An 11,676-nucleotide genomic window follows, 5' to 3' on the forward strand; every position below is an offset into this window, starting at 1 on the left:
TTTGCCGATAGTCTATATATTCAACACCAACTCAGCCATCATCCGGATATGAGCTTCATCATCATTAAGACATTGAATATAGCGGTAATCCGCACCACCGGCAGACTGATAAATCTCTTTACACTCTTGTGCAATTTCTTCCAGTGTTTCTAAACAGTCTACCGAAAAAGCCGGAGTAATAATGTCCAGCGAAGCAAAGCCTTTTTTGCCCAATTGCTGAAGGGTTTCGTCCGTGTACGGCTTCACCCACTCCTCTTTGCCAAAGCGGGACTGAAAGCTAAAACCGATCTGTTCTTCATTCAGCTCCAGTTCTCTCGCCAATAACTGAGTCGTAATTTCACACTCCTGGGGATAGTCATCACCGTTATCAGCATACCGCTGCGGAATGCCGTGATAAGAGCAGAGCAGATAATCCCCTCTTCCATTCTTATCCCAGTGCGCTTTCACACTTTCCGCCAGTGCACTGATATACAGCGTATGGTCGTGATAACGCTTAATCACACTGCATTCCGGTGCGTTCTGTACCTGCTTCAGTGCTTTTTCCAGAGCATCTTCCACAGCGCCGGTTGTGGTACCTGAATACTGAGGATACAAAGGCAGAACAACAATCTGCTCCACACCCTTTTGCTGTAGCTTTTCAATCCCGCTCTGAAGACTTGGGTTACCATAAGTCATACCCGGCTCAACCGGCAAACCGGTCGCTGCCGCCAGCTTTTCCGCCTGCCTTTTGGAATAAACCATCAATGGCGAGCCCTCATCCATCCAGATGCTTTTATAAAGCTCAGCAACCCTTGGTGATCTTTTAGGAAGAATAATGCCGTGCAGAACCGGACACCAGATCCAGCGAGAAGTATCCACCACCCTCTTATCATGAAGAAACTGGGCAAGAAACCGTTTAACAGCTTGTGGTGTCGGCTCATCGGGTGTACCCAGATTGACCAGCAGAATTCCTTTTTTAGCTTGTTGAGACATGCCTTGTAATTTCCAATTATTTTTCGAACGCAGGAGTTTCATGTGGTGGGTTAAGGGTACCTGATGGAACAAACATACTTAGCCATGGATGGCTAAGTTTGAGCGCCCATGGACGGCCCGAGCGTTTTGTGCAATCAGGTACCCTTAACCCGCCACGATCTCCGGATAAACAGCAAAAAAAAGCGACCTTAAAAAAGGCCGCTCATACTATATCAGACTGAACTGAAAATTATGCCAGTGCTTTCTCAATATCTGCACTAACTTCAGCAACTTGCTTAGTACCGTCAAACTTCAGGTACTTAGTGTTGCCAGCTTCAGCTTCTTTACCGTAGTACTCGATAAGCGGAGCAGTCTGCTCATGGTAAACACCAAGGCGAGCACGTACAGTCTCTTCTTTGTCGTCATCACGAACAACAAGATCTTCACCCGTTACGTCATCCTTACCTTCAACTTTAGGCGGATTGTAAACAACGTGATAAGTACGGCCTGATGCAAGGTGTGCACGGCGGCCAGCCATACGCTCAACAATCACGTCATCAGCTACATCAAATTCAATAACGTAATCAACATCTACGCCAAGCTCTTTCAGGCCATCAGCCTGAGGGATTGTGCGTGGGAAGCCGTCAAGCAAGAAACCTTTTTCGCAATCGTCCTGTGCGATACGCTCTTTAATCAGACCAAGGATGATCTCATCAGAAACAAGCTGACCAGCATCGATAACTGCTTTAGCCTGCTTACCAAGCTCAGTACCAGCCTTGATAGCTGCACGTAGCATGTCACCAGTAGAGATTTGTGGAATACCGTACTTCTCCATGATGAATTGAGCTTGTGTACCTTTACCGGCACCTGGTGCACCCAGAAGAATGATGCGCATGTTATATCCTCTTTATATTGATAAACGATCCGTTTAAATCGTTACTTTCATATTCAGGCCCGCGATTCTAGCACAGAATACGGGCCTTAGGGTGAAGCAATTTATATCACCTTTAAGAACTTTTGACTGTTACACCTTAGTCAGAAGCTTATTTACCGCGCCAAGGAACTGGCTCGGGTCTTCCAGAGAGCCACGCTCTGCCAGCATCGCCTGACCAAGAAGCAGCTCAACCCAGCGGCCAAATTCCACTTCATCCGCCTCGTCAGCCATACGCTTAACAAGGTCGTGCTCCGGGTTGATCTCAAAGATATACTTCACTTCAGGAGCCGCCTGACCCGCCGCTTCAAGCAATTTCGCCATCTGCGTCCCCATCTCGTAATCGTCCGTTACCACAACCGCAGGCGTTGTCGCCAGCTTAAATGTAGTGCGAACCTCTTTTACGCGATCGCCAAGATACTCTTTTGTGCGTTCAACAACAGACTTAAACTCTTCTTCCGTTTCCTTCTGCTTCTCTTTTTCTTCTTCATCGTCGAACTTGCTCAGATCAAGACCCGCTTTGGTAATGGACTGAAGCTGCTTACCATCGAACTCAGTAAGATAGCTCATCATCCACTCATCGATGCGGTCGTACATAAGCACAACTTCGATGCCTTTGGCTTTGAACTGCTCAAGGTGCGGACTGTTCTTCGCCGCGGCATAGCTGTCCGCTGTCAGGTAGTAAATTGTGTCCTGCTCTTCCTTCATACGCTCAACGTAAGAAGCCAGTGACACTGTCTGCTCCGAAGAGTCAGTATTGGTTGAAGCAAAACGCAGAAGACCCGCGATCTTCTCCTTGTTAGACATATCTTCCGCCAGGCCTTCTTTCATCACCTGACCAAACTCTTTCCAGAAAGAAGCGTATTTCTCATCATCTTTTTTCGCCATACGCTCAAGCATAGTAAGCACTCGCTTAGTACACGCATTACGAAGGGACTGAGTTACCTTGTTATCCTGAAGAATTTCACGCGATACGTTCAGTGGCAGATCGTTGGAATCTATCAGGCCACGAACAAAACGCAGGTAAGACGGCATAAACTGCTCAGCGTCATCCATAATAAACACACGCTGAACATACAGCTTCAGACCACTCTTATGGTCGCGGTTCATCATGTCCCACGGTGCTTTTGAAGGCACATAAAGCAGGCTGGTGTAGTCATTCTTACCTTCTACGCGGTTGTGGCTCCACAGCAGCGGGTCAGTAAAGTCATGAGAAACATGCTTGTAGAATTCTTTATACTCTTCTTCCGAAATATCTGACTTGTTGCGGGTCCAAAGAGCCTGGGCCTTGTTGATCTGCTCCCACTTGCCCTCTTTGTCATTACCTTCTTCGTCTTTCTCAACCGTCCAGATAGAAACCGGAATACCGATATGGTCAGAGTACTTGCTGATAACATCTCTCAGACGCCATTCAGACAGGAACTCTTCACCCTCTTCACGCATGTGTAGGATGATGTCTGTACCACGAGAAGTTTTAGTGATGTCTTCAATGGTGTATTCACCCTCACCAGAAGAGTGCCACTGCACGCCCTGATCTGCCGCAAGACCGGCTGCACGGGTGCGGACGGTTACAGCATCAGCAACGATAAACGCGGAGTAGAAACCTACACCGAACTGACCAATCAACTGAGAGTCTTTGCTCTGGTCTTCAGAAAGCTTGGCAAAGAAATCTGCTGTACCTGATTTTGCAATCTTACCAAGGTGTTCAATCACATCTTCGCGGCTCATACCGATACCATTATCAGTAACCGTAAGGGTCTTCGCCTGGGCATCAAAGGTCAGTTTTACGCCCAGATCGGCATCACCTTCGTATAGTGCGGTATCAGACAGAGCCTGAAAACGCAGCTTGTCCGATGCATCCGACGCGTTTGAGATAAGCTCACGCAGGAAGATCTCTTTGTTTGAATACAGAGAGTGAATCATCAGGTGAAGTAACTGTTTTACTTCAGTTTGAAAACCTAAAGTTTCTTTGTTGTGAGTAGCTGTCTCGGTCATTTTAGCTCCATTAATTCTGCTTTCGATGACATTGTGAATAATAAAAATTGAGAAATCTTTATGAACTCAATCACATTTCAGTTGTATACTGCACAGACGGATAGTAAACTACGCCTGCTGTGTAAATTTACTGTAAAGAATTCTAAAAACGATTTTTTTTTAAGGAAGATTATTTATTCTTCCCCGCACAAACCTCAAAAAAGGTAAAAAACTAACCTTTCAGGTGGCTCAGCTCGCTGTTCTTTTACACACGGTTTCTACGTATATAGGGTTAAAAAAGAAAATTTCAATGAATCAGACAGACACCAAGTTCATACTTGCTCAAAAATTTACTTTTGATCCGAACAATAACTCGCTAATGGACTTATCAAGCGACAGTGAAGTTATCCGTCTCGGCAGCAACGAAAGCAGAATTCTGCTTATGCTTTCAGAAAATCCTAACAAAATTATCAGCAGAGATGAGCTGCATGAGTTTGTCTGGCGTGATCAGGGTTTTCAGGTAGATGATTCAAGCCTGACTCAGGCAATTTCAACCCTGAGAAAGATGCTCGGTGACTCAACAAAGCAACCTCAGTTTGTAAAAACTGTGCCAAAACGTGGCTACAAGTTTATCGCAACGGTAGAAGCACTTGATGAAGATTCATCTGAAGAAAGTATGGAGAGAAGCGAAGCAGATATTCAAACGGCAATATCTGCTGCAAGTTCTGCCAGCACTATTAAAACCGAAGAAAAACCAGCTTCTGAACCAGCTGGTGAAAAGGTGCGTTATACCACCAAGTTTGCCTATAAATTTGTATATCTGATTGCCCTTCTGTTACCGGCATTTGTTTATCTTTCAGCCGATCCGGTAAGGTCGAAAATGAAAGTCATTGATAACGTTCGCGGTGTGCCAATTGAAACCACAATCGGACATCCGCCACTGAATTCCTGGCAGGATACCGTCAAGCGATGTATTGATACCTACCTGGAAAACCACCCGGGAGAGAGAAAACCAGCAGAGATTATTATTACGGCAGGCCCAAGGAACAACATCATTCTGAATACAATACACGCCGAAGAATACTCAAACGACAACAGTACTATCCAGTTGATTACCGATCAGCGGGATATCGAACAACTTTGCCGCTAAAGCAGGAGCTGACATGAAACAAAGAATCGCACTGGTTACATTAGTTCTTTCCTGCATCTTCAGCCTTTGGCTTTACTTTGCTTCTGATATAAAGATAGAAAGAGAGCTGACATCCAAAGAGTGGCAGTCGACCATGACAACACTCCTGTCTGAAACCATTGTTAATGATCCGGAAAACCCTTTAAACCAGCTTGCCAGGGTAACGGTAAGAAGCAATGTGAAATATCTGCCAAATTACTCTTATATCAGAGTTTCATACATTGAACTCTTTGATAAAGAGCAGACTCTGGTTGGTACGCTGGGCATCTCTGAAACAGGATCATGGGAGCTGTCAGATCAATATCTGCTGGTTAATCCTGCTGAGTTTAAAGACTCTTCAGCACCGCGCCCTAAAACACTGAGTCAGGAGCAGGTCGACATCATTAAAGGACTATTTGTTTCAGATGCTCAACAGAGCAGAAGGGTGGATGTGATTAACAGCAGAGCCATCCTGCTGACAAGCCTTGACCACGGTTCACGGGTTCTGTCTTCAAATTAACAACCTATAAAAATCCCCACAAAAATCTGTCTCTGATACACAAGTCTAATGGGACAGAGAAAAATTCCTCCCCTTAGACACGAAAGGTCGGTTTTTAGAAAAAGTTACATCCAAGGGGAGGTTAGGAGGGGTTGCTGCTTAGAGGTTTAAGGTTCTACGATTTAGTTAATTATTGTATAACCAACCCCCTCTAACTCCCCCTTCTATTAGCTTTATCAACCAATTAGGCTTTTTCACTCAAGGGGGAGAACCATTCTCTGAACACTTTAATATTTGTGTATAAAAGTCAGACAAACGTGGGGAATTCTCATCCTGATCGGTATTCGTTTCTCACCGGAACCGCTTATATTCTGGTCTCTGCCAGCACTTCACCCTCAAAACTCACTACCTTCAGCATTTCATCTTCAAGCAAGCCATAGCTGCGGACAAAACCACCTTTAGGGAAAGTGACTGAACCCGGATTAAAAATAATCTGCTCGCCATCCTGCTCCGCAACCGGAAGATGGGTATGACCGTGGGCAATAACATCGCCACTTTTTAGTGCTGGCCTGTTGCTGCTATTGTAGATATGTCCGTGAGTAAGAAAAATCCGCTTACCCGATTCCAGCAGTATCCAGGAAGAGTCCAGCATCATAGGAAACTGCAGCAACATCTGATCCACTTCGCTGTCACAGTTGCCGCGAACCGCGATGATTTTATCCTTGTAGCTATTAAGCAAGTCTGCCACCGCAGCAGGATCATAACCTTCAGGGACAGAGTTCCTTGGGCCATGATTAAGAAGGTCACCTAACAGTACAAGAATATCCGCATCAGATGCATCAAATTTTGCCAGTGTTTCCTGAGTTGTCGTCAGACAGCCATGCAGATCCGACGCAAAAAAAAGATTCATAAAATAATCCCTGAGTTCTGTTTTTTTCTATTGTACCCAAATATCAGGTATCCAGGGCCATACCATTTACCACAATATTGTTGTAACTCACCATGCCGATAATCTTACCGTTTTCGATAACAGGCGCCCGGCTGATCCCAAACCTTTCAAACAGTCTGGCACAGTATTTAACGTTCATCTCCGGGTCCACTGACAGGGCAGGCTTAGTCATTATTTCGTAGATATTGGTTCTCTCTCCTGAACGGTTTTTTGCCAGTACTTTCTTGGCGATATCGTTCATAAGAACAATGCCGTATTCATCATCATCGTTTCTTTTGTCTACGATCAGCGCCTTTACCGCGTGTTCACGCGCCAGGCGAATGCCTTCCTGCACCGTTGTTAAACCATCGACCATCACATAAGTATTCGCCATTACATCACGAACCCGAATTATCTCATGTTTGCTCATAGCTCATCCTCTACCACTCTGGTTAAAGTTTCGACCTGATGCGCGACACCCACTGCATCTTCTATATCTATTTGTACGGCAATTCCCTGCCCCGACTCTGCGTCGAACTCTCCCACCTCGTTAATTTTTTCAAGAATATGGCGGGAAAGGTGCTCCTCTACAACAAAAAGTAATACATCTTTCTGAACTTCCAGCGTTAGCCCAAAGAAGGTTTTTTTCTGATTAAGGCCTTCTCCTCTGGCATTATTAATGACTGTCGCTCCGGTCGCTCCAGCTTCTCGTGCAGCATCCAGGACGGCATCGGTTTTTGCATCCTCTACGAAAGCTAAGATCAATTTAAAGCGCATTCTCATTCTCCTTCGAGGTTGAATTCTGGTTTATCCACTGAGTAATCTGGGCATAAGCCATAACAGAAATCATAGGGAACAGGCTGGCAAATGCGATAAGCCCGAAACCATCAATAACCGGGTTACGCCCCGGCACGGTAGACGCAAGTCCAAGCCCCAAAGCCGTTACCAGAGGCACGGTCACCGTCGATGTGGTTACCCCTCCTGAGTCATAGGCCAGCGGCACAATTAACTTAGGAGCAAAATAGGTCTGAATCACCACCACCACGTATCCGGCGATAATGTAGTAGTGAATCGGATCCCCAACCACAATCCGGTAGCTCCCCAAAGAGATACCGATGGCAACACCAAGGGCTACCGCAATCCGCAGGCCATTTACACTGATCGCCCCGGCTGAAACCTGATTAGCTTTAATGGCAACGGCAATCAGAGACGGCTCCGCAATCGTGGTACTGAAACCTATGGTAAAGGCAAAAATGTAGACCCAATAATAATCTATCCAGCTAAGGGAGTCTGTGAGGCTGTCTTTAAACTTATACAGAAACTCCGGCGCGGTAAGCTGGGTTGCCATGGTTTCCCCCAGCGGGAACAGGGCCATCTCCAGCCCCAGCAGGAAGAGTGAAAGCCCCAGTATCACATAGAAAAAACCAAGCAATACGCGGCTAAGGTTAGTCACCGGCTTTCTCAGTACAGCAATCTGAAAGCCAAAGATAATCACCGCAATCGGAACAACATCGCGCACGGTGGAAAGAAAAGTACCTACCAGCTGGTCTACGCTAATCATGACAACACCATCCCGTAAACCATAACGAACATCATAGGCAGCAAAGAGGCGAAGGCGATAAGGCCAAAGCCGTCTACCATGGGATTCCGGCCTTTAATTGAAGAAGCCAGTCCGACACCAAGTGCGGTCACCAGGGGTACGGTGATCGTCGAGGTGGTCACACCGCCAGAGTCATAAGCGATACCGATAATGGTCTCAGGTGCAAACCAGGTCAGGGTTACCACACCGATATAACCTGCAATGATCATGACATGAATCGGCCAGCCTTTGATGATCCGGATAACCCCAAGCACAATGGCAATCCCGACTGACAGAGCTACGGTTATCCTGAGCCCATTGGCATAGCTGCCCATCTCTTCTTCGGTATGCTGGATTAGCCCCCCTTCGGCAGCCACCTGGGCGGCTTCTGCGGCAACAGCGGTTAAAGCAGGCTCTGCGATTGTGGTACCAAAGCCGAGACAAAATGCGAACAGAATCAGCCAGAACACGCTCCCCTTTCTGGCAAAGGACTGCGCCATGGATTCGCCGATGGGAAAAAGCCCCATCTCCAGGCCGAAAATAAAAAAGGTAAGACCAAGGACAACCAGAAGCAGTCCGAAAAGTATTGAGGCGATATTGGGCAGTGGCTCCTGAAGCACCACCAGCTGAAAAAAGGCAATCACACACACAATCGGAAGAAGGTCACGTAAACTGCCAAGCATTGCTTTAAATAAAGCAATTATCGCACTCATAGACTTCCTCCCTGGCCAGTACTTTTCCTCGATTTGTCATTGATACTTAGATTCAACATACTCCATTAAGTATGTAGCTAACATGTCGACAAATATAGATATTTCTTATGTGTCTTTACAAAAATGAGACATTTACCTTCTTTGGTTAACATATCAGCTCTGTGCTTAAAAACCAGTGGTTTTCATCAAAGCTGCGCAAAAGACTTTTGATCTTTCGGCGGGGCACTATAATTAACAGAGCGAATACAGGGAGGTCGTATGCAGATACTATTAACCGGAGGAACCGGATTTATTGGCTCAGAGCTGGTTAAACAATTGATTACTCATGAGATAGTGCTGCTGACCAGAAACCCGGACAGAGCAAAACAGACCCTAAGCCACGCCGATAACGGCAACATTACCTATATCACCTCTCTTGAAAGCTTCAGCGACCTGAATCATTTTGATGCTGTAATTAACCTTGCCGGTGAGCCTATTGCAGGAAAACGCTGGACAAGAAAGCAGAAAAAAAAGATCTGTCAGAGCCGCTGGAATATCACTGAGCAGATTGTGGAGCTTATCCACGCCAGCACAGAACCACCTTCGGTCTTTATCAGCGGCTCTGCGGTTGGCATTTATGGTGACCAGCAGGAACACCCCTTTGACGAGTCTCTGCATACCTATCATGACGGATTTACCCACCATGTCTGCACCACCTGGGAAAATCTGGCCCTGAAGGCGGATCACTACGATACCCGAGTCTGCCTGATAAGAACCGGGCTGGTACTGGGCACCCAGGGTGGCGCTTTAAAACTTATGCTTCCCGCGTTTAAAATGGGCTTTGGTAGTATTCTGGGCTCAGGTAAGCAATATATGCCCTGGATTCATATTCAGGATATGGTCAAAGGCATTCTGTATCTGCTGGAAACGCCACATGCCAAAGGCCATTTTAATTTCTCTGCGCCGCACCCGGTAAACAACCATGAGTTCAGTAAAACACTGGGGAACGCTCTGAAAAGACCTGTCTTTATATCCACACCAAAATGGTTTTTCGATATTGTTATGGGCGAAGCTGACTGTCTGCTGTTTGACAGCATCAGAGCCAAGCCCAAGCACCTGACCGAGCTGGGCTTTAATTTTGCTTATTCAAGGCTGGAGCCTGCTCTGAAAAACATTATTGAGCATCAGCATTAGCTATCTGACTCAGATATCCACCACCAGTTGTAGCCATAATCTGGCGTCATCATCTTTGCCGTCAGCGTTATTACCATTGCTGTCAGCGCCCGGATTCGGTCCAAGCACATGAGCCACCATCGCGTTAAATCTCACATTAGAGCCAGGTTGCCAGTTTGCTCCTGCTCCAAATGAATAGAGTGCGTATTCATTGGGAATACCGCTGTTATCACTCTCCCAGCCGTCCCATTTATTTTCATTCAGACGCACCCAGCCAGCATCCAGAAATCCAAAAATATCCAGCGTTTCAGAAGCCAGTTTATGAACCTGTGCTTTGGCAAGAAAAGCGGTAGAACCTGAAGCCTCCCCTACGGGATAACCCCGCACACCATAAGCACCACCTAAGCTCATCTGTTGGGATGAATCCAGATTCTCATTCGCCAATTGCCCTTTCAGGCTTAACCTCAAAAGAGAGTCGGAAATAAACGATTCTGAGCGGTTTAACTCAAAGTTAAGCTTACTGAAAGAGCCGTGAACACCGGCACTCTCTTCATCCTGTTCAAGATCAGAGGCGTTGCCGGATAAATCCACTCTGCCGCCTGTCAGGGTAAACAGATAATAAGTGCCATTTTCCGGACTCGCATTTTCGAACAACTGGTCATCTTTAATTGTCCCACGGCTACTTAAACTGAGGGCATTAACATCTTTATCCGAAGTCTCAACGCCAACGATATAGTCTTCCAGTTGCGTAGAACTAAAACTGACCGTTTCATTGGAATTAAAAGCGGGAGCCAGAAGTCTCGGGTGGTCATACTGAAGACTGAATGACTCAGATTTGCCATCTGCATCTATCCCATCCAGCCCTTTTACGATTTCATAGTTTAGGGTGGAATAAAATGCACTTAACCTTGAGCCGTAATCAGAAACAGGCACCGAACCAGACAGTTGAAGCATTTCAATGCCTTCGGTTTTCATCGCTATAGCGGCTAACCTGTCACCAAAGCCAAAGGGACCATCCAGCACCAGTGTACCCAGTGCTCTCTCTCTTCCTGTACTTCGTGAACCATGATTGTCCAGCTGGATCTGTGTTTTGGTAAGCTCACTGTTTTCCATACCCACAATAACATCAGTCCCTTCCACTCTCTGGCTGGGAACCAGTCTTGCGTTGGCATTCACGCCCGGCATATTATTCAGCACCTGCATGGAGTTTCTCAGGGCAGGTAAATTCAGCAAGCCGCTGTCCGGCTGATCTGTCCTTGTAATTTTTTCAGCCCGGATTTCAGAAAAGCGCAAATGATCTTCATGGGTATTAATCACCACATCACCCAGTTTCCCCTCGGTAACCTTTAAAACCACATGGCCACTGGTAATGTCCTGCTCAGGAATCGACGTTTTCGCAAGATATCCGCTAAGTACATAGTGATGGTCAATCGCTTTACATAAGCTGTCTAAATCACTGATGGACACTTTTGGCCCAATAGCCATCTGCTTAAGATCTGTAAAGTCTTCCTGGAGAAACAGGGTTGAACCGGAGATCTCAATATCGAAAACCTGAAAAAACGGCCCGAATCGCTGCGCGGGCTCCTGCTTTAACTCAGGCTTAACCTGTGATTTTAATTGTGTCTCCGGTTTGACCGAAGGTAACTGCGCATCCCTGAGCACCTGACCTGCATCCGGTGTATTTGCCCCCAGAGCAGGAAAAGCGACTGAAAAAGCCAGAACCGACACTGCAAACTGACGACCCTCAAATCTGGTCTTTATCATATACATCCTGTTTTTAT

At 46.3% G+C, this 11,676-nt stretch carries 12 protein-coding genes; 3 read left to right on the plus strand and 9 right to left on the minus strand.

Annotation, left to right across the window (positions count from 1 at the left end; translation table 11 throughout):
- Positions 1 to 12 precede the first annotated feature (12 nt).
- The 3 genes from hemH to htpG all read right to left on the minus strand — a co-directional run bounded on the left by hemH (position 13) and on the right by htpG (position 3,877).
- The gene (hemH, locus tag L3Q72_RS10105) at positions 13 to 972 is read right to left on the minus strand and encodes a ferrochelatase (protein ID WP_275129824.1); all 960 of its coding nucleotides are present in this window, start codon (positions 970 to 972) and stop codon (positions 13 to 15) included.
- A 229-nt stretch (positions 973 to 1,201) separates the two neighbouring features.
- Positions 1,202 to 1,846 carry an adenylate kinase gene (gene adk / locus L3Q72_RS10110; RefSeq protein WP_275129825.1) on the minus strand — a complete coding sequence of 215 codons (645 nt, stop codon included), beginning with the start codon at positions 1,844 to 1,846 and terminating at the stop codon, positions 1,202 to 1,204.
- Between the two features lie 129 nt (positions 1,847 to 1,975).
- The gene (htpG, locus tag L3Q72_RS10115) at positions 1,976 to 3,877 is read right to left on the minus strand and encodes a molecular chaperone HtpG (RefSeq protein ID WP_275129826.1); all 1,902 of its coding nucleotides are present in this window, start codon (positions 3,875 to 3,877) and stop codon (positions 1,976 to 1,978) included.
- 289 nt (positions 3,878 to 4,166) lie between these two features.
- Here htpG and L3Q72_RS10120 point away from each other — a divergent pair, with 289 nt between their 5' ends.
- Positions 4,167 to 5,006, plus strand: a complete 840-nt coding sequence (locus L3Q72_RS10120; RefSeq protein ID WP_275129827.1) for a transcriptional regulator — start codon at positions 4,167 to 4,169, stop codon at positions 5,004 to 5,006.
- A gap of 13 nt (positions 5,007 to 5,019) precedes the next feature.
- Positions 5,020 to 5,544, plus strand: coding sequence for a regulatory protein ToxS (locus tag L3Q72_RS10125; protein ID WP_275129828.1), 525 nt, complete (start codon positions 5,020 to 5,022; stop codon positions 5,542 to 5,544).
- A gap of 343 nt (positions 5,545 to 5,887) precedes the next feature.
- Here the strand turns inward: L3Q72_RS10125 and yfcE are convergent, their stop codons facing one another.
- From yfcE to L3Q72_RS10150, 5 genes are read right to left on the minus strand one after another with little or no spacing between them, the layout of a single operon-like run.
- Positions 5,888 to 6,433 (minus strand): phosphodiesterase, encoded by a 546-nt coding sequence (gene yfcE, locus L3Q72_RS10130; protein WP_275129829.1) that lies wholly within the window; start codon positions 6,431 to 6,433, stop codon positions 5,888 to 5,890.
- A 43-nt stretch (positions 6,434 to 6,476) separates the two neighbouring features.
- Positions 6,477 to 6,881, minus strand: coding sequence for a CBS domain-containing protein (locus L3Q72_RS10135; protein ID WP_275129830.1), 405 nt, complete (start codon positions 6,879 to 6,881; stop codon positions 6,477 to 6,479).
- Positions 6,878 to 7,228: a P-II family nitrogen regulator gene (locus tag L3Q72_RS10140; RefSeq protein WP_275129831.1), complete on the minus strand. Its 351-nt coding sequence runs from the start codon at positions 7,226 to 7,228 to the stop codon at positions 6,878 to 6,880. Before L3Q72_RS10140 ends, L3Q72_RS10135 begins: the two co-directional genes overlap by 4 nt.
- Positions 7,218 to 8,012, minus strand: coding sequence for a DUF1538 domain-containing protein (locus L3Q72_RS10145; protein WP_275129832.1), 795 nt, complete (start codon positions 8,010 to 8,012; stop codon positions 7,218 to 7,220). Before L3Q72_RS10145 ends, L3Q72_RS10140 begins: the two co-directional genes overlap by 11 nt.
- A complete protein-coding gene (locus tag L3Q72_RS10150; protein ID WP_275129833.1) occupies positions 8,009 to 8,743 on the minus strand; it encodes a DUF1538 domain-containing protein in 735 nt (244 codons plus the stop codon). Before L3Q72_RS10150 ends, L3Q72_RS10145 begins: the two co-directional genes overlap by 4 nt.
- Before the next feature lie 258 nt (positions 8,744 to 9,001).
- Between L3Q72_RS10150 and L3Q72_RS10155 the strand changes: the two genes are divergently transcribed.
- On the plus strand, positions 9,002 to 9,916 hold the full coding sequence (locus L3Q72_RS10155; RefSeq protein WP_275129834.1) for a TIGR01777 family oxidoreductase: 915 nt from the start codon (positions 9,002 to 9,004) through the stop codon (positions 9,914 to 9,916).
- A gap of 9 nt (positions 9,917 to 9,925) precedes the next feature.
- On the opposite strand, the gene L3Q72_RS10160 is transcribed toward L3Q72_RS10155, so the two are convergent.
- A complete protein-coding gene (locus L3Q72_RS10160; protein ID WP_275129835.1) occupies positions 9,926 to 11,659 on the minus strand; it encodes a ShlB/FhaC/HecB family hemolysin secretion/activation protein in 1,734 nt (577 codons plus the stop codon).
- Between the last annotated feature and the right edge of the window lie 17 nt (positions 11,660 to 11,676).

Origin of the sequence: Vibrio sp. JC009, from assembly GCF_029016485.1 — a bacterium.
GTDB lineage: Bacteria > Pseudomonadota > Gammaproteobacteria > Enterobacterales > Vibrionaceae > Vibrio.